The sequence below is a fragment of the Polaromonas sp. YR568 genome, from assembly GCF_943369675.1.
Lineage (GTDB): Bacteria > Pseudomonadota > Gammaproteobacteria > Burkholderiales > Burkholderiaceae_C > Polaromonas.
This window is the reverse complement of record NZ_CALROB020000037.1, coordinates 37,161-52,462: the sequence shown is the minus strand read 5'-3', so window position 1 is coordinate 52,462 and position 15,302 is coordinate 37,161. Positions and strand designations below refer to the sequence as shown.

18 protein-coding genes and 1 pseudogene are annotated in these 15,302 nt (G+C 64.7%); 6 read left to right on the top strand and 13 right to left on the bottom strand.

The genetic code is table 11. The annotated features are described in order from the left end of the window. Together ACLV8F_RS18700 and rocF are read left to right on the top strand one after the other, a co-directional pair. Positions 1-365 (top strand): annotated as a pseudogene (locus ACLV8F_RS18700) (ornithine cyclodeaminase); the annotation flags it as partial. After that, complete coding sequence (gene rocF, locus ACLV8F_RS18695) at positions 365-1,279, top strand: arginase (protein ID WP_411885704.1); 915 nt, start codon at positions 365-367, stop codon at positions 1,277-1,279. The pseudogene ACLV8F_RS18700 and the gene rocF, both read left to right, overlap by 1 nt. Positions 1,280-1,294: 15 nt before the next feature. Here rocF and lptE read toward each other — a convergent pair whose 3' ends face one another. From lptE to ACLV8F_RS18665, 6 genes are all read right to left on the bottom strand, one after another. Beyond that, a complete protein-coding gene (lptE, locus tag ACLV8F_RS18690; RefSeq protein WP_411885703.1) occupies positions 1,295-1,795 on the bottom strand; it encodes an LPS assembly lipoprotein LptE in 501 nt (166 codons plus the stop codon). Positions 1,796-1,824: 29 nt separating this feature from the next. Continuing rightward, the gene (gene leuS / locus ACLV8F_RS18685) at positions 1,825-4,452 is read right to left on the bottom strand and encodes a leucine--tRNA ligase (RefSeq protein ID WP_411885702.1); all 2,628 of its coding nucleotides are present in this window, start codon (positions 4,450-4,452) and stop codon (positions 1,825-1,827) included. A 116-nt stretch (positions 4,453-4,568) separates the two neighbouring features. Continuing rightward, complete coding sequence (locus ACLV8F_RS18680) at positions 4,569-5,003, bottom strand: ExbD/TolR family protein (protein ID WP_411885701.1); 435 nt, start codon at positions 5,001-5,003, stop codon at positions 4,569-4,571. Between the two features lie 2 nt (positions 5,004-5,005). After that, entirely contained in the window at positions 5,006-5,647 is a 642-nt protein-coding gene (locus ACLV8F_RS18675) for a MotA/TolQ/ExbB proton channel family protein (RefSeq protein ID WP_411885700.1), read from the bottom strand. Between the two features lie 40 nt (positions 5,648-5,687). Continuing rightward, positions 5,688-6,506, bottom strand: coding sequence for a 4-hydroxy-tetrahydrodipicolinate reductase (gene dapB / locus ACLV8F_RS18670; protein ID WP_411885699.1), 819 nt, complete (start codon positions 6,504-6,506; stop codon positions 5,688-5,690). An 11-nt stretch (positions 6,507-6,517) separates the two neighbouring features. Continuing rightward, a complete protein-coding gene (locus ACLV8F_RS18665; RefSeq protein ID WP_411885698.1) occupies positions 6,518-7,072 on the bottom strand; it encodes an outer membrane protein assembly factor BamE in 555 nt (184 codons plus the stop codon). Between the two features lie 126 nt (positions 7,073-7,198). Between ACLV8F_RS18665 and fur the strand changes: the two genes are divergently transcribed. Next, positions 7,199-7,651, top strand: coding sequence for a ferric iron uptake transcriptional regulator (gene fur / locus ACLV8F_RS18660; protein ID WP_411885697.1), 453 nt, complete (start codon positions 7,199-7,201; stop codon positions 7,649-7,651). A 156-nt stretch (positions 7,652-7,807) separates the two neighbouring features. Here the strand turns inward: fur and hprK are convergent, their stop codons facing one another. The 3 genes from hprK to hpf all read right to left on the bottom strand — a co-directional run bounded on the left by hprK (position 7,808) and on the right by hpf (position 9,810). Beyond that, entirely contained in the window at positions 7,808-8,758 is a 951-nt protein-coding gene (gene hprK, locus ACLV8F_RS18655) for an HPr(Ser) kinase/phosphatase (protein WP_411879630.1), read from the bottom strand. Positions 8,759-8,791: 33 nt separating this feature from the next. Further along, positions 8,792-9,265, bottom strand: coding sequence for a PTS sugar transporter subunit IIA (locus ACLV8F_RS18650; RefSeq protein ID WP_411885696.1), 474 nt, complete (start codon positions 9,263-9,265; stop codon positions 8,792-8,794). A 215-nt stretch (positions 9,266-9,480) separates the two neighbouring features. After that, positions 9,481-9,810, bottom strand: a complete 330-nt coding sequence (gene hpf, locus ACLV8F_RS18645) for a ribosome hibernation-promoting factor, HPF/YfiA family (protein WP_007872838.1) — start codon at positions 9,808-9,810, stop codon at positions 9,481-9,483. 161 nt (positions 9,811-9,971) lie between these two features. Here hpf and ACLV8F_RS18640 point away from each other — a divergent pair, with 161 nt between their 5' ends. The 3 genes from ACLV8F_RS18640 (at position 9,972) to corA (ending at position 12,708) form a co-directional block, all read left to right on the top strand. Continuing rightward, positions 9,972-10,295 carry a hypothetical protein gene (locus ACLV8F_RS18640; RefSeq protein ID WP_411885695.1) on the top strand — a complete coding sequence of 108 codons (324 nt, stop codon included), beginning with the start codon at positions 9,972-9,974 and terminating at the stop codon, positions 10,293-10,295. Then, positions 10,262-11,479 (top strand): patatin-like phospholipase family protein, encoded by a 1,218-nt coding sequence (locus ACLV8F_RS18635; protein ID WP_411885694.1) that lies wholly within the window; start codon positions 10,262-10,264, stop codon positions 11,477-11,479. Before ACLV8F_RS18640 ends, ACLV8F_RS18635 begins: the two co-directional genes overlap by 34 nt. 242 nt (positions 11,480-11,721) lie before the next feature. Next, positions 11,722-12,708: a magnesium/cobalt transporter CorA gene (gene corA / locus ACLV8F_RS18630; RefSeq protein WP_411885693.1), complete on the top strand. Its 987-nt coding sequence runs from the start codon at positions 11,722-11,724 to the stop codon at positions 12,706-12,708. On the opposite strand, the gene ACLV8F_RS18625 is transcribed toward corA, so the two are convergent. Genes ACLV8F_RS18625 through ACLV8F_RS18610 form a run of 4 tightly spaced genes read right to left on the bottom strand, consistent with a single transcriptional unit; the run spans position 12,683 to position 15,261 of the window. Beyond that, positions 12,683-13,327 carry a DUF2238 domain-containing protein gene (locus tag ACLV8F_RS18625; protein WP_411885692.1) on the bottom strand — a complete coding sequence of 215 codons (645 nt, stop codon included), beginning with the start codon at positions 13,325-13,327 and terminating at the stop codon, positions 12,683-12,685. The two genes, corA and ACLV8F_RS18625, sit on opposite strands and share 26 nt — an antisense overlap. Further along, positions 13,324-13,797 (bottom strand): OsmC family protein, encoded by a 474-nt coding sequence (locus ACLV8F_RS18620; RefSeq protein ID WP_411885691.1) that lies wholly within the window; start codon positions 13,795-13,797, stop codon positions 13,324-13,326. Before ACLV8F_RS18620 ends, ACLV8F_RS18625 begins: the two co-directional genes overlap by 4 nt. A 20-nt stretch (positions 13,798-13,817) precedes the next feature. Continuing rightward, positions 13,818-14,750, bottom strand: coding sequence for an alpha/beta fold hydrolase (locus ACLV8F_RS18615; protein WP_411885690.1), 933 nt, complete (start codon positions 14,748-14,750; stop codon positions 13,818-13,820). 19 nt (positions 14,751-14,769) lie between these two features. Then, on the bottom strand, positions 14,770-15,261 hold the full coding sequence (locus ACLV8F_RS18610) for a nuclear transport factor 2 family protein (protein ID WP_411885689.1): 492 nt from the start codon (positions 15,259-15,261) through the stop codon (positions 14,770-14,772). Between the last annotated feature and the right edge of the window lie 41 nt (positions 15,262-15,302).

Here is a 15,302-nt window from a genome sequence, read left to right as displayed (position 1 = left end):
TGCTGCGCAAGGACGCCCGCGTGGTGGTCGAGTTCGAGCCGCAGTCGCGCATCGAAGGCGAAATCCAGCAGATGCCGGAGGATTTCAAGGTGGCTGAATTCGCCGATGTGCTCAAGGGCACGGCGACAGGGCGCGCCTCGCCCCAGGAGGTCACGATTTTCGATTCGGTCGGGTTTGCGCTGGAAGACTATTCAGCCCTGCGTTACCTGCACAAGCTGCAATTGGCTGACGCGGCCAACCGCCGGCAGATCGACCTGGTGCCGCGCCTGGACAACCCCAAGGACCTGTTCGGCTTGCTGGCGCCGGCCGCAGCCCGTACAGTCAGGCCAACCCGCCCAGCCACCATCCCTGAAATGGCCCGTTGATGACCACCACCGTTGACCTGATAGGCGCTCCCACCGACATAGGCGCGGGCAGCCGCGGCGCTTCCATGGGGCCCGAGGCCCTGCGCGTGGCCGGTATCCGCGAGGCGCTGCAGGCGCGCGGCCTGGAGGTCGCCGACACCGGCAACCTGGCCGGGCCGACCAATCCCTGGCTGCCGCCGGCGGACGGTTACCGGCACCTGGACGAAGTGGTCGACTGGAACAAGGCGGTGCATGAGGCCATGTACCAGAGCCTGGCCGCCGGCCGCCTGCCCATCCTGCTGGGCGGCGACCATTGCCTGGGTATAGGCTCCATCAGCGCGGTGGCGCGCCATTGCCGCGCCACCGGCAAAAAGCTGCGCGTGCTGTGGCTGGACGCGCACACCGACTTCAACACCAACGCCCTTACGCCCACCGGCAATGTGCACGGCATGCCGGTGGCCGTGCTGTGCGGCCACGGCCCGGCCGAGCTGACCGGCATAGGCGGCGCCACGCCGGCCATGAGCCCCTCGGCCATCCGGCAGATCGGCATCCGCAGCGTGGACGAAGGCGAAAAACGTTTTGTGCGCCAGCAGGGCCTGGAGGTCTTCGACATGCGCTACATCGACGAGATGGGCATGCGCCACACCATGGAAAAAGCGCTGGCCGGCATGGACGCCGACACCCACCTGCACGTGAGCTTCGACGTGGATTTCCTGGACCCGTCCATCGCGCCCGGCGTGGACACCGCCATCAAGGGCGGGCCGACCTACCGCGAGGCCCAGCTGTGCATGGAGATGATCGCGGACACCGGCCTGCTGGGCTCGCTCGACGTGATGGAACTCAACCCCGCGCTGGACGTGCGCAACGGCACGGCCGAAGTCGCGGTGGACCTGATCGAGAGCCTGTTCGGCAAGAGCACGCTGATGCGGGCCTGATCCTCGCCTGGCTGGCTACAGCTCCGTCACGGCCGCCAGGCGGCGCATGATCTGCTGGATCACGTCGTTCTGCATGTCGCGGTAAAGCAAGGTTTCTTCGGCTTCCTTGGCCAGCACGGCGGACTCGTTGAAGCTGATGTCGCGTTGCTGCAGGATTTCGGTGTCGGGAATCAGTTCCTTGCCCGCCGGTGTGCGCAGCCTGAAGCGAAAGCGCAGGCGCAGCTGGAATTCGCGCACCTGGCCCGCGGCATTGAGGCTGAGCACCACTTTTTCACGCTGGTCACCCAGCACTTCAAGGATGACTTGCGCCTCGGCCATCCTGCGCGGGTCGGAGATGACCTCCACCTTGCGGGTGGACTGCAGCGACCGCCTCAGTCCCACCCCCAGCTGTGAGTTGATGGAGGAATACAGCGTCGTGAAGGCGAAGCTGGGCGCCTTGCGCAGCGCGAAGCCGCAGCCGCTGAGCATGAGGGCGGCGGCGGTGGCCGACACGGAGAGGAATGCGCGACGCTGCATGGGCTTGCCTTCTCTTTTTGGATGCGGTCTCAGATAACGATGTTCACCAGCCGGCCGGGCACCACGATCACCTTCTTGGCGGGCGCACCCGCGGCCTGTTTGGTGAACGCTTCGGATGCCAGCGCGGCCGCCTCGATGGCGGCCTTGTCGGCGCCGGCCGGCACCGTGACGGAGCCGCGCAGCTTGCCGTTGATCTGCAGCACCAGTTCGATTTCATCCTGCTGCAGGGCGGCCGCGTCCACTTCGGGCCATGCGGCGTCCAGCAGACCGTTTTTTTCGCCGTCCGCGTAGCCCAGGGCGGACCACAAGGCATGCGCGATGTGCGGTGTCGCGGGGTACAGGCAGCGCAGCAGGATGCCGAAGCCTTCGCGCAGCGCCGCATGGCTGGCCGCCGAGCCGTCGTTTCTGAAGTCTTCCAGCGCGTTGAGCAGCTTCATGTTGCCCGACACCACCGTGTTGTACTGCATGCGCTGGTAGTCGTAGTCGATCTGCTTGAGCACCGTGTGGATTTCCAGGCGCAGCGCCTTGGTTTCCTTGTTGCCTGGGGCTGCGGCATCCCCAGGCTGTTGCGCGGCCTGCAGCTTGGCGCCGAAGTTCCAGACGCGGCGCAGGAAGCGGTAGGAGCCCTCCAGCGCGGCGTCGTTCCACTCCAGCGTGGTGTCGGGCGGCGCGGTGAACATGGTGTACAGGCGGGCGGTGTCCGCGCCGTACTTCTCGATCAGGTCCTGCGGGTCGACGCCGTTGTTCTTGGACTTGGACATGGTGGTCCAGCCTTCGTAGGGCACCGGCAGGCCGTCGGCCTTGGCGGTTGCCGAAATCACCTTGGCGTGCTCGTCGCGCACGATGTCGAGTTCATGTGCCCAGAAATACTGCTTGCCGGTGGTGGTGCGCGAGAAGGCTTCGTTGAGCACCATGCCCTGCGTCAGCAGCTTGGTGAAGGGCTCGTCGACTTTCACCAAGCCGAGGTCGCGCATCACCTTGGTCCAGAAGCGCGCATACAGCAAATGCAGGATGGCGTGCTCGATGCCGCCTATGTACTGGTCCATCGGCATCCAGTAATCGGCGCCCTCGGCCACCATCTTCTCGCCGTTTTTGGGGTCGCAGTAACGCATGAAGTACCAGGACGAATCGACAAAGGTGTCCATGGTGTCGGTTTCGCGGCGGCCGGGCTTGCCGCAGACGGGGCAGACCACGCCGGCATGAAAGCCCGCGTGCTTGTGCAGCGGGTTGCCCGAGCCGTCGGGCACGCAGTCCTGCGGCAGCACCACCGGCAGGTCTTTTTCGGGCACCGGCACCGCACCGTGCTCTTCGCAGTGGATGATGGGAATCGGCGTGCCCCAGTAACGCTGGCGGCTCACGCCCCAGTCGCGCAGGCGCCAGGTGGTTTTTTTCTCGCCCAGGCCCTTGGCCGCCAGGTCGGCCGCGACGGCATCGACGGCGGCCTTGAAGCCCAGGCCGTCGTATTTGCCCGAGTGGATGACCACGCCCTGCTGCTTGTCGCCATACCAGTCGGCCCAGGCGTCCAGGCTGTAGGCCTGGCCCTTGACGTCGATCACCTGCTGGATGGGCAGGCCGTATTTTTTGGCGAACTCGAAGTCGCGCTCGTCATGCGCAGGCACACCCATCACAGCGCCGTCGCCATAGCTCATGAGCACGTAGTTGCCGACCCAGACTTCAACCTTGTCGCCCGTGAGCGGATGGGTGACGAAGAGGCCGGTGGGCACGCCTTTTTTCTCTTGCGTGGCGAGCTCGGCTTCCGTCGTGCCGCCGGCCTTGCTTTCTTCGATGAAAGCGGCGACCTTGGGGCTGGAGGCGGCGGCGTGCAGGGCCAGCGGGTGCTCGGGCGCCACGGCGCAGAAGGTCACGCCCATGATGGTGTCGGCGCGCGTGGTGAAGACGTACATCTTTCCATCGCCGATCAGCTTGCCGGAGGCGTCCTGGATGTCGTGGGTGAACGCAAAGCGCACGCCTTCGCTCTTGCCTATCCAGTTTTCCTGCATCAGCTTGACGCGCTCGGGCCAGCCGGGCAGCTTGTGGCTGACGCTGTCGAGCAACTCGTTGGCGTAGGCGGTGATCTTCAGGTAGTAGCCCGGGATCTCGCGCTTCTCGACGGTAGCGCCGGTGCGCCAGCCCTTGCCGTCTATGACCTGTTCGTTGGCCAGCACGGTCTGGTCGACCGGGTCCCAGTTCACGACCTGGGTCTTGCGGTAGGCAATGCCTTTTTCCAGCATCTTCAGGAACAGCCACTGGTTCCACTTGTAGTAAGCCGGGTCGCAGGTGGCGACTTCGCGGCTCCAGTCGATGGCCAGCCCCATCGCCTGCATCTGCTTTTTCATGTAGGCGATGTTGTCGTAGGTCCACTGGGCCGGCGGCACGCTGTTTTTCATGGCGGCGTTTTCGGCCGGCAGGCCGAAGGCGTCCCAGCCCATGGGCATCAACACGTTGTAGCCCTTCATGCGCAGGTGGCGCGTGAGCATGTCGTTGATGGTGTAGTTGCGCACATGGCCCATGTGCAGCTTGCCGCTGGGGTAAGGCAGCATGGAGCAGGCGTAATACTTCTTGCGGCTGGCGTCTTCCGTCACGCGGTAGGCGTCGGCAGCGGTCCAGTGGGCTTGAGCGTCGCGCTCAACGTCGAGATGGTTGTATTTGTCTTGCATGGAAAACCGGGAAGGCGGAAAACGGGACAGGAAATAAGCGAGGTGGGGGCGGCACGGGCCGCGCGGCCGATTGCCGCGAATCCCCGATTTTAGGGGCTGGGCCGTACCCGCGCCGCTTAGCGGCTCACAGCCGGGGCGGAAGGGCTGTCGGCCACAAAGCCGATGCGGTTAAGGCCGGCCTTTTGCGCCACGCCCATCACCTGCACCACCTTGCCGTAGGGAACGCCCTCGTCGGCCCGCAACTGGACTTCGGTTTCGGGACTCTGGCGGGCCGTCTCGGCCAGCCGGGCCGCCAGTTGGTCCAGGTTCATCGGCTGGTCGTTCAGAAAGGCCTGGCCGGCTTTGTCGATGACCAGCGTGACGAATTTCGGGGCATCGGCCGGCTTGGCGGCGTCGGTTTTTGGCAGGTCCAGCCGCACGGTGCTGGCCAGCAGGGGCGCCGTGATGATGAAGATCACCACCAGCACCAGCATCACGTCCACCAGCGGCGTGACGTTGATGTCGCTCATGGGCTGCGGGCCGGGTGTGCGTTCAAGGCGGCCAAAAGCCATGGTCAACCTTTGTGCGCGAGGAGTTCGCGCAAATCGCGCGCGAAGCCTTCGAGGTCGGCTTCGATGCGGCCTATGTAGCGGCCGAAGATGTTGTAGGCCAGCACGGCCGGGATGGCCACGGCCAGGCCGGCGGCCGTCATGATGAGGGCTTCACCGACGGGGCCGGAGACCTTGTCGATGGTGATCTGGCCCGCCGAGGCGATGCCGACCAGTGCGTGGTAAATGCCCCAGACCGTGCCCAGCAGTCCCACGAAGGGCGCGGTGGAGCCGACGGTGGCCAGCAGTACCTGGCCGAACTGCAGCTTGTGCAGGACGCCATGAAGGGCGTCGCGCAGCACGCGGGTCAGTTGCTGGGATTTGTCGCCCGCCGTGGCCAGCGTGTGGCCGGCCTGGATGTCGGTCGCGGCGATCAGCGGCAGCACCAGCGCTTCGCGGTCGAAGGCGGCGACTTTTTCGCGGGATTGTTCTATCGAGGCCGACTGCCAGAAGGCGGCGGTGCTGCGCGCCACGTCGCCGGTGGCGCGCCTGAGCAGCCAGCTTTTCCAGAGGATCACCACCCAGCTTGCGACCGACATGGCCAGCAGCAGGACGGCCACCAGCTGGCTGACGATGCCGCCCTGGGTCATGAGGCTGAAGAAGTCCATTTGGGTTAAACCTTTGAAGCTGCCGCGCCCCGCGCCGGATTCATTTTTTCAGGCCCAGCACGTCGAACATGTCAAAAAGGCCGGTGGCATGCCCGTCGAGGAAACGCGTGGCGCGCAGGCTGCCCTGGGCATAGTTGCTGCGGCTGGATGACTTGTGGCTGATCTCTATGCGTTCGCCGGTGCCCAGGAACATCACCGTGTGGTCGCCCACCACGTCGCCGCCGCGCACGGCGGAAAAGCCGATGGACAAGGGGTCGCGTTCGCCGGTCACGCCTTCGCGGGCGTAGACACCGCAGTCTTTGAGGTCGCGGCCCAGCGCCTGGGCGATCACCTCGCCCATCTTGAGCGCGGTGCCGGAAGGCGCGTCGACCTTGTGCCGGTGGTGCGCTTCGACGATTTCGATGTCGTAGCCGGTGGACAGGGCCTGGGCCGCCATCTCGAGCAGCTTGAGCGTGACGTTGACGCCCACGCTCATGTTGGGGGCCATGACGATGGCGATGTCTTTGGCGGCTGCCGCGATTTCGGCTTTCTGCGCCTCGGAAAAACCGGTGGTGCCTATGACCAGCTTGACGCCCATGTCGCGGCAGGCGGCCAGGTGGGCCAGCGTGCCTTCGGGGCGGGTGAAGTCGATCAGCACGGCGGAATCTTTCAGGCCCTGGCGGATGTCGGCGCTGATGGGGACCCCGCTGGCGCGGCCTGTGAACGCGGCGGCGTCGCTGCCTATGGCCGGGCTTGCGGCGATATCCAGCGCGCCGGTCAACCGGCAATCGGTGCTGGCGGTGATCGCTTCGATCAGCATCTGGCCCATGCGGCCGCTGGCGCCCGCCACCGCGACCCGGTGGGGGCGGGCCTGGGTCAAGCCGGCCCCGCTCACTGTTTCGGGCTCTCGAGGGGTGGGTAGCTGCCGGCAGGCGCGCCGGACGGCACGTTCGCGGGCGCCGCGGCAGCCGTCGATTTGGGTTTCTCCGCGGCCTTGAGCTGTGCCTCGGTGGCTTCCAGCACGGGCACCTCGCCGAGTTTGCGCCGGTTGCCCAGCTTGGCGATGAACTCGGCCTCGCTCGGCATGGTGTCGCCTTCAAAGCGCTCCAGCTGGTCGTTCTTGAAGAACACGGTGTACTTGTAGGACTGGGGTTCCACGCCCTGGCGCTTCAGGGTGAAGACGTAGTCCCAGCGGTCGGCGTGGAACAGGCTGGCCATCAGCGGGGTGCCCAGCGTGGCCTTGACCTGGTCGCGCGTCATGCCGGGCCGCAGCTGCTCGACCTGTTCTTTCGACACGAAGTTGCCCTGGATGACGTCGATCTTGTAGGGGGTGACCCAATTGACGGGATTGGCCGAGCTGCTGCTCATGCTGCCGCAAGACGCCAGCACCGTGCAAGCCAGGAGCAGGAGAGCGGTTTGAGCGCTGTAACGATGATTTGCAGGCATGGCTGACATAGTAAGGGGGTGTAGCGATATGATTGTTCATTGTAGCGGCTGGGGGCTCCCGGCCGGCACCTGCCCTGAAGGGTCACAACCGCCGCGTCACACCGGTTTCACCCAGAGAGTTTTCCCATGAGCAACATCGACGAACTGAAAAACACCGGCCTCAAGGCAACCTTGCCGCGCCTGAAGATCCTGGAGATTTTTCAGGCGGGCAAACAGCGCCATATGACGGCTGAAGACGTGTTCCGCGTGCTGCTCGAAGACCGCTCCGACATCGGCCTGGCCACCGTCTACCGCGTGCTGACCCAGTTCGAGCAGGCCGGCCTGCTCAATCGCAGCAACTTCGAGTCCGGCAAGGCGGTCTACGAGATCAACGAAGGCCAGCACCACGACCACCTGGTGTGCCTGGACTGCGGCAAGGTCGAGGAGTTTTATGACGCCGAGATCGAAAAACGCCAGCAGCTGGTCGCCAAAACCAAGGGCTTCACCATCGCCGACCACTCCCTGTCGATCTACGCCAACTGCACCAAGGACAAATGCCCGAACCGCAACGGCGCACCGGTCAGGCATCACCACGCTTGATGGGTCGAAGAATCTCCGGGGAATAAGCAGGGCGGCCTAGAAAGCGCAAGAAACCGTAGCGAGCGGTCCGAGCTTGCGTCGAGGACCGGAACCGTACACCCGTACGGTGAGGACCGCAGGCGCAAGATCGGGCCGCGCAGTAGGTTTATTCGCCTTCTAGTCGTCTTGTTCCATGGCTCGGCGATGCCTTTCGACGAACTCCTGGTAAGTATTGATGCCGCGCAGCTGCAAAATCGCATTGCGCACTGCGGCTTCCACCAGCACGGCGATATTGCGGCCGGCCTCCACCTGGATGATGACCTTGCGCACCGGGATGCCCAGCACGTCCTGCGTCAGCGGCTCATAAGGGATGCGTTCGTAGTCGCGCTCCAGCGTCTCGCGGCGCACCAGGTGCACGATCATCTTCAGGCGCATCTTGCGGCGCACCGCCGTCTCGCCAAAAATCGCCTTGATGTCGAGCAGGCCTATGCCGCGCACCTCCAGCAGGTTTTGCAGCAATTCCGGGCAGCGCCCTTCGATCGTGGTCTGGTTGATGCGATACAGGTCCACCGCGTCGTCGGCGACCAGGCCGTGGCCGCGCGAAATCAGCTCCAGGCCCAGCTCGCTTTTGCCCAGGCCCGATTCGCCGGTGATCATCACGCCCATGCCCAGGATGTCCATGAACACGCCGTGCATCGAAGTGCGGTCGGCAAAATGCTTGGACAAATAGGCCCGCAGCACGTCGATCACGAAGGCGGCCGACTCCGGCGTGGCGAACATCGGCAGCTGCGCACGCTCGCACATGGACAGCAGCGTGTCGGGCGCTACCTGGCCGTCGGCCACGATCAACACCGGCGGCTCCAGCGTGATGATGCGCGAGATGCGGCGGGCGCAGTCCTCGGGGCTTGCGTTGGTCAGGTAGGCGACCTCGCGCTCGCCCAGGATCTGCACGCGGTAGGGATGGATGTAGTTGAGGTAACCGACCAGGTCGGCGCCGGAGCGCGCGGCCCGCACGGCTACTTCGTCGAAGCGCCGCTCGGAGGCGCCCAGGCCGGCAACCCATTCCCACTTCAGGGAGGCGCGGTGGTCTTCAAATAAAACGTCGGCGCTGACAACGGTGGGCTTCATGCCTGCCTGTGACTCGGGGAAGGCCCGTTGGACCTAGGAACTGACTTCGTGGACGGAGTGCCAGGAAGCGATCAGGTGGTGCAAGCCCGCGGCGTCGGTGCTGGTCTTGAGCTGTTCGCGCAAGGTGCTGTCGCTGAGCAGCTCGGCGATTTCCGAGAGGATTTCGAGGTGCTTTTGCGTGGCGGCTTCGGGCACCAGCAGGAAAATCAGCAGGCCCACGGCCTGTTCGTCCGGTGCATCGAAACCGATGGGGGCCTGCAGCAGGAACACCGCAGCCATCGGCGCTTTGAGGCCCTTGATGCGGCCGTGCGGAATCGCCACGCCGTGACCCAGGCCGGTCGAGCCCAGGCGTTCACGGGCGAACAGGCTGTCGGTGATCAGCGCGCGGTTCAAGCCGTGCTGGTTCTCGAACAGCAGTCCGGCTTCTTCAAAAGCGCGCTTTTTGCTGGTCGCTTCAACGGCTACCAGCACTTGGGAGGGGGGCAATATTTGCGAAAGACGGTTCATAACAATCTTTTAGTCGCCGAATTATGCACTTTGCAGCGGGTTTGCTGGAAAAAGAGGCATAAAAAAGCCGCTTGAGGCCTCAAGCGGCTTTTTTATGCGATCCGTGCAAGCCCGCTACAGGGCGACAGGGCGGAATCTTCCACCGTATCGCGCCGCAAAAAATGCGCACTCCCGCAGGGCGGCGCACCGGATCAGGCAAAAAACGGGGAGGCCCTTCAGGCCTGGCGTTTGGCGGCAACGTGGTGGTGGTCCTGGGTTCTGGTTTTGTAACGTCCGACCTGGCGGTCCAGCTTGTCGGTCAACTCGTCAACGGCGGCGTAGAGATCAGCGTGGGAACTCTCGGCAAACAGGTCGCGGCCCTTGACGTGTACATTGCACTCGGCCCGCTGGCGTCTTTCCTTTTCTTTCATGTTGTCCACTGTCAACAGGACTTTTACGTCCACTACCTGGTCGAAATGCCGGGTAATCCGATCCAGCTTGCTGGTCACGTAACCGCGCAGCGCGGGGGTAACTTCAAGATGGTGACCGCTGATCGTCAAGTTCATAAAGAGACTCCTTTTCCAAGTTTGGAACTGGGTTTTAAAACACCACCCGGCCCGTGAGGGAGGGCGGCAGACGGGGACAACGCTCTTGGATTCACTATGCGCCCGAAGGCCGTCATTTGCAACCGGGCTTGCAATAAATATGAAACCTTGTGAAAAACCCCTTGACCCTGGATTCCATTGGGCATGGGGCGGCAAATGCACGGCATGAAGGGCACGGCAAGCCCTTGATTTCGCTGGTGTTTTTGAAGCCGCGCGATGCGGGTGAAAAGCCCCCTGGCTTGCGGGAACTCCGCGCCGGCGGCATCATGCTTCCTGGCGACGACCGCGACCGCGACCGGGCCCTCGGCAAGGACGGGACAGCATGTACCGTGCGGCAAGAAAACCATAACAAGCAGCCTTCTGAAGACAATGCACCGCCCGTTTCCATCACGCTCGCCGCAATTCCGGTCCCATGTCGCTTGAGACCATTATTTCCTCCGCGCTGACCCGGCCCGACGAGGACCGCAATGCCCTGGTGCTCATGGGCGGCGGTGCGCGCACCGCCTACCAGGCCGGCGTGCTGCATGCGCTGTCGACCATGCTGAGCCTGCAGGGCGGCGCGGCCGGCGAGCGCTTTCCGTTCAGCATCCTGGTGGGCACTTCGGCCGGCGCGCTCAACGCGGCTTTCCTGGCCAGCCGCGCCGGCGAGGGCCTGCAGGCCTTTTCCCAGCTTGCCAACTTCTGGACCACCCTGCGTTCCTCGCAGGTCTACAAACTCAAGGTGCCGGCCTGGATACGTTCAAGCCGCATCGCGGCGGCATTGTTTTTGTCGCAGCAGGTGCGGGCGCAGCAGGCCTTGCTGGACAACACGCCGCTGGTCGACACGCTGCACCGTGTCATCTCGCTGGACCGCATCGAGCAGGCCCTGCAGGAGCGGACCCTGCGCGCCGTGGCGGTCACCGCCTCCAGTTACACCAGCGGCGTGCACTGGACGTTTTGCCAGATGGCGGCGGGCCGGCAGTCCGACCTGTGGAGCCGGCCGGGCCGCCGCGCCGAATTCCAGCCCATCACCATCGAGCACCTGATGGCCTCCAGCGCCATTCCCTTCCTGTTTCCGTCCACGCCGCTGTGGGTAGACGGCCATGCCGAGTTCTTCGGCGACGGTTCCATGCGCCAGAGTTCGCCGCTGTCGCCGGCGCTGCACCTGGGCGCCGGCAAGGTGCTGGTCATCGGCGTCGGGCAGCCCGAGCGCGCCGGTTTTGTGGGCGGCGGCAACGGCGCCCACGTCAGCGGCCGGCCCACGCTGGGCGCGATTGCCGGCCATGCCATGGCCAGCGTCTTCCAGGACACCTTGCAGGCCGACGTGGAGCAGGCCCAGCGCGTCAGCAAGACCGTGCGGCAGATGCCGCGCGAAATCGCCGCGCTCATGCCTTACCGGCCGGTGGACATCCTGGCCATCGCGCCCTCGCAATCGCTGGACGCATTGGCGCAGGCCCATGCGAGCGAGCTGCCCGCGGCCACCTACAACGCGCTGGCCGGCCTCGGCGCGCTGGGCGCCAAGGGCAGCCCAGGCGGCGCCGCGCTGGCCAGCTACCTGCTGTTCGAGCCGGGCTGTGTGAAGGCGCTGATGGCGCTCGGTGAGCATGATGCCTACGCGCGTAAAGACGAGCTTCTCGCCTTTTTTATGTAGCTCGCGCGGTAGCTTGGACTGGCCTGAAATGCCATAATCGCCGCTGATTCATTACGGAGACATCCTTGGAAAGCAGCCCTAGTCGCTAGCTTTCAACACCGCAGACTGACGCCAGGCCGCGCAAAAGCCGACGTTCAAAAGGGGGTTGAAAGCGATGCCATCATCCCGCCCCTTTACCGCGCTTTCGCGCAAGGCCCGAGCGTACGCCTTGTGCAGGCCCCTGAACCGATAGGCAGTCAGTCATGCTCAATATTTTCACGCTCGCCAACGGCCGGCTTTTCCAGGAAGAGATCGAATCCCTGGAAGAGCTCTCCAAGTTCCAGCCCATCTGGGTCGACCTGGAATCTCCCACCCTCGAAGAAAAACGCTGGATCAAGCAGTACTACGGCCTGTCCATTCCCGAAGACGCGATGGACGAGGACATCGAGGAGTCCGCGCGCTTCTATGAGGAAGACAACGGCGAGCTGCACATACGTTCCGACTTCCTGATCGCCGACGACGCCGAACCGCGCACCGTGCGCGTCGCCTTCATCCTGAACCTCGTCAACGACGACCTCAAGAGCAAGGGTGTGCTGTTTTCCATCCATGACGAGGACGTGCCGGTGTTCCGGCTGCTGCGCATGCGCGCGCGCCGCGCGCCCGGCCTGCTTGAAGACGCCAAGGAAGTGCTGCTCAAGCTGTTCGACGCCGACGCCGAATACTCGGCCGACACGCTCGAAGGCATTTACGTCGAGCTTGAAAAAGTCAGCGCCCAGGTGCTGTCGGGCGACGTGACCGACGCGCTGGCCGGCGAGGTGCTGGGCGCCATCGCCCGCCACGAGGACTTGAACGGCCGCATACGCCGCAACATGATGGACACGCGCCGTGCCGTCAGCTTCATGATGCGCAGCAAGATGCTCAACGCCGAGCAGTTCGAGGAAGCGCGGCAGATTTTGCGCGACATCGACTCGCTGGATTCGCACACGGCTTTCCTGTTCGACAAGATCAACTTTTTGATGGACGCCACGGTCGGTTTCATCAACATCAACCAGAACAAGATCATCAAGATCTTCTCGGTGGCCAGCGTCGCGCTGCTGCCGCCCACCCTGATCGCCAGCGTTTACGGCATGAACTTCAAGCTCATGCCCGAGCTGGATTGGGCGCTGGGCTACCCCTACGCGATCGTGCTGATGGTGGCCAGCGCCGTGGTGCCCATGTGGTATTTCAGGAAGCGCGGCTGGCTGAAGTAAGCCATGCGCCGGCAAGCGGCCGCATCTGCCGGTCTTGCCAGCGGGTCAGCAGGGCCATCGCCAGCGTCGCGCCTATCAGCGCCATGAACATGTCGGACTGCGTGTCCCATGGGTCTCCCTGCGTGCCCAGGAACTGGTCGGCCCCCTGGCCCAGCGCCAGCGCCGCCCACCATTCCAGCAGCTCATAGACGGCGCTGATCGCCATGGCGACGCACACCGACAGGAAAGCGGCCATGCGCCGGCTGGTGAGGTAAGCGCGCTGCAGCAGCAGTTCGCGCGCGACCATCGCGGGCACCAGGCCCTGCATGAGGTGGCCTATCCTGTCGTAAGGGTTGCGGCCCAGGTGAAGCGCCTCCTGCATCCAGAAGCCCAGCGGCACGCGCGCGTAGGTGTAGGCGCCGCCCAGGATGAGCACCAGCATGTGCAGCGCGATCAGCACGTAAAGCAGCGTGGTCAGCGGGTAGCGCCGCCCTGTCGCCAGCAACACCGGTGCGGCGATCACGGCCGGCGCGACTTCCAGCACCCAGGTGCCGCGGTCGTAGGGCGCCAGGCCCGACCACAGCAGCGCGCCCAGCACGAGCAGACCGAGAGCGATCAGCAGCGGGCGCCGCTGCGTCATGCGCCGCCGTATACCGGTTCGCAGCGCACGTCGGTCTTCACCGAGTTGGCGATAAAGCAGGCCTCATGCGCGTCGTGGTGCAGCTTGTCCAGTTCCTCGCGGCTGGGCTGGCGCTCGCCGGAAAACGTCACCTCGGGGTGCAGGGTGACGACGGTCATCGCGACCTTGCCTTCGGCGTTCTTTTCCATCACGCCGGTCGCCGCGTCGAAGTAGCGGTCCACGCGGAACTTGCGCTTGACGGCCATGGTCAGGAACCACAGCATGTGGCAGCTCGACAGCGAGGAGACAAAGGCCTCTTCCGGGTCCAGCGCCGAGGCGTCGGACATCGGCAGCGGCACGACGGAAGGCGAGGACGAGCCCGGCACTTCCAGGCCGCCGTCAAAGCGCAGCAGGTGCAGGCGGCTGTAGCGGTTGTCCAGGAAGTCGGCATCCTTGCGTTCCCACAAGGTTTCTGCGCTGTAGTGCGACATGGCCTGAAGCTCCGGGTGAATCAGTTGAAAAAATCCCGCAGCGCCCGCGCGGTCGCCTCCGGCTGCTCTTCGGGAATGAAATGGCCGGCCGGCATGGCCTGGCCGGTGACTTCACCGCCGCACTGTGCCCGCCACAAGGCCATCGGGTCGAACAGGCGGTGCACCACACCGCGTTCGCCCCACAGCACCAGCAGGTCGCAGGCCAGTTTCTGTCCCTGTGCGCGGCTGTCGCGATCGTGATCGAGGTCTATGCCGGCGCCGGCGCGGTAGTCCTCGCAGGCGGCGTGCAGCGCCTCGGCATTGCAAAAGCTGCGCTCGTATTCGGCCAGCGCGCGCGGCTCGATGTAGTTCATGCCCGCGCTGCCCCAGCCGCCCAGCTTGGCGTGCAGGTAGGCCTTGGCGGTTTCAGGGTGGTTGGCGCCCATCATGATCTCGGGCAGCGGCGCCGGCTGCAGCATGTGGAACCAGTGGTAGTAGGCGCGCGCAAAAACCATGTAGGGCTCGCTCATGCTGCGGCCCTCGTACATGTCCAGCGTGGGCGCGATGTCGATGACACAAAGCTTGAGCACGCGCGCGGCATGGTCCAGCGCCAGCCGGTGCGCCACGCGCCCGCCGCGGTCATGGCCGCACAGGAGGAAACGGTTGATGCCCAGCGCGTCCATCACGCCGGCCATGTCGTGCGCCATGTTGCGCTTGCTGTAATTGCTGTGGTCGGGAAGGCCGGCGGTCTTGGAGGAGTCGCCGTAGCCGCGCAGGTCGGGCATCACGAGGAAGTAGTCCCGGGCCAGGCGCTGGGCCACGCGGTGCCACATCACGTGCGATTGCGGGAAGCCGTGCAACAGCAGCAACGCGGGCCGCTGCGGCTCGCCCAGGATGGTTTTGGAGACGCGCGCATGGATGGAGGCGCCATTGACCTCGAAACTGCGCGATTCAAAGCCGTCAAACCAGGGCATGGGCGACTCCCGCTGAAATTTAATGGTTACGCTGGGCCAGGTATTTTTGCAGATTCGCCGCCGCCTGTGCTTTGACCTTGGCGCGCAGAAAGGGCGTCCAGCCCAGCAGCAGGCCGGGCGTGCCCAGCGCCTGGCGCGACCACGACCAGAAATTGAAGCGGTCGCGGTGGCGGATGATGAGGCCTTGTTCGTTGAATTCAAACACACCGTCTATCACGTTGTGCACCATGCGCCCGGTGGTGCTGAAGCGGTAGTCGGCCTCCCAGTGAGATTTCCCGGTGCGCGCATCGGCTTCGATGCCGCTTGACGTGAGCTTCCAGACGTCGGCGCCCTTGGCCTTGGTGAGGTTGCACAGCATGTGCCACATGCCGGTGACCTCACGATGGCCGCGCAAGGAAAAAACCTCGTCGTCGAACTGGGCGTCGGGCGCGTAGCAGGCGGCCATGGCGCCGGAGTCGAGGCGGGCGAAGGCCGCGTAGAAGTTCTCGAGGGTGGTCTGATTGGTGTGCATGCTGTCTCCTCGGGGGGTGATTCTGTGAGGACTTTATACCC

Excerpts from the sequence above, each read along its gene's own strand:
- rocF (WP_411885704.1), top strand. The coding sequence starts at position 365 with ATGACCACCACCGTTGACCTGATAGGCGCTCCCACCGACATAGGCGCG.
- lptE (WP_411885703.1), bottom strand. The coding sequence starts at position 1,795 with ATGCAGCGTCGCGCATTCCTCTCCGTGTCGGCCACCGCCGCCGCCCTC.
- leuS (WP_411885702.1), bottom strand. The coding sequence starts at position 4,452 with ATGCAAGACAAATACAACCATCTCGACGTTGAGCGCGACGCTCAAGCC.
- ACLV8F_RS18680 (WP_411885701.1), bottom strand. The coding sequence starts at position 5,003 with ATGGCTTTTGGCCGCCTTGAACGCACACCCGGCCCGCAGCCCATGAGC.
- ACLV8F_RS18675 (WP_411885700.1), bottom strand. The coding sequence starts at position 5,647 with ATGGACTTCTTCAGCCTCATGACCCAGGGCGGCATCGTCAGCCAGCTG.
- ACLV8F_RS18665 (WP_411885698.1), bottom strand. The coding sequence starts at position 7,072 with ATGCCTGCAAATCATCGTTACAGCGCTCAAACCGCTCTCCTGCTCCTG.
- fur (WP_411885697.1), top strand. The coding sequence starts at position 7,199 with ATGAGCAACATCGACGAACTGAAAAACACCGGCCTCAAGGCAACCTTG.
- hprK (WP_411879630.1), bottom strand. The coding sequence starts at position 8,758 with ATGAAGCCCACCGTTGTCAGCGCCGACGTTTTATTTGAAGACCACCGC.
- ACLV8F_RS18650 (WP_411885696.1), bottom strand. The coding sequence starts at position 9,265 with ATGAACCGTCTTTCGCAAATATTGCCCCCCTCCCAAGTGCTGGTAGCC.
- hpf (WP_007872838.1), bottom strand. The coding sequence starts at position 9,810 with ATGAACTTGACGATCAGCGGTCACCATCTTGAAGTTACCCCCGCGCTG.
- ACLV8F_RS18635 (WP_411885694.1), top strand. The coding sequence starts at position 10,262 with ATGTCGCTTGAGACCATTATTTCCTCCGCGCTGACCCGGCCCGACGAG.
- corA (WP_411885693.1), top strand. The coding sequence starts at position 11,722 with ATGCTCAATATTTTCACGCTCGCCAACGGCCGGCTTTTCCAGGAAGAG.
- ACLV8F_RS18625 (WP_411885692.1), bottom strand. The coding sequence starts at position 13,327 with ATGACGCAGCGGCGCCCGCTGCTGATCGCTCTCGGTCTGCTCGTGCTG.
- ACLV8F_RS18620 (WP_411885691.1), bottom strand. The coding sequence starts at position 13,797 with ATGTCGCACTACAGCGCAGAAACCTTGTGGGAACGCAAGGATGCCGAC.
- ACLV8F_RS18615 (WP_411885690.1), bottom strand. The coding sequence starts at position 14,750 with ATGCCCTGGTTTGACGGCTTTGAATCGCGCAGTTTCGAGGTCAATGGC.
- ACLV8F_RS18610 (WP_411885689.1), bottom strand. The coding sequence starts at position 15,261 with ATGCACACCAATCAGACCACCCTCGAGAACTTCTACGCGGCCTTCGCC.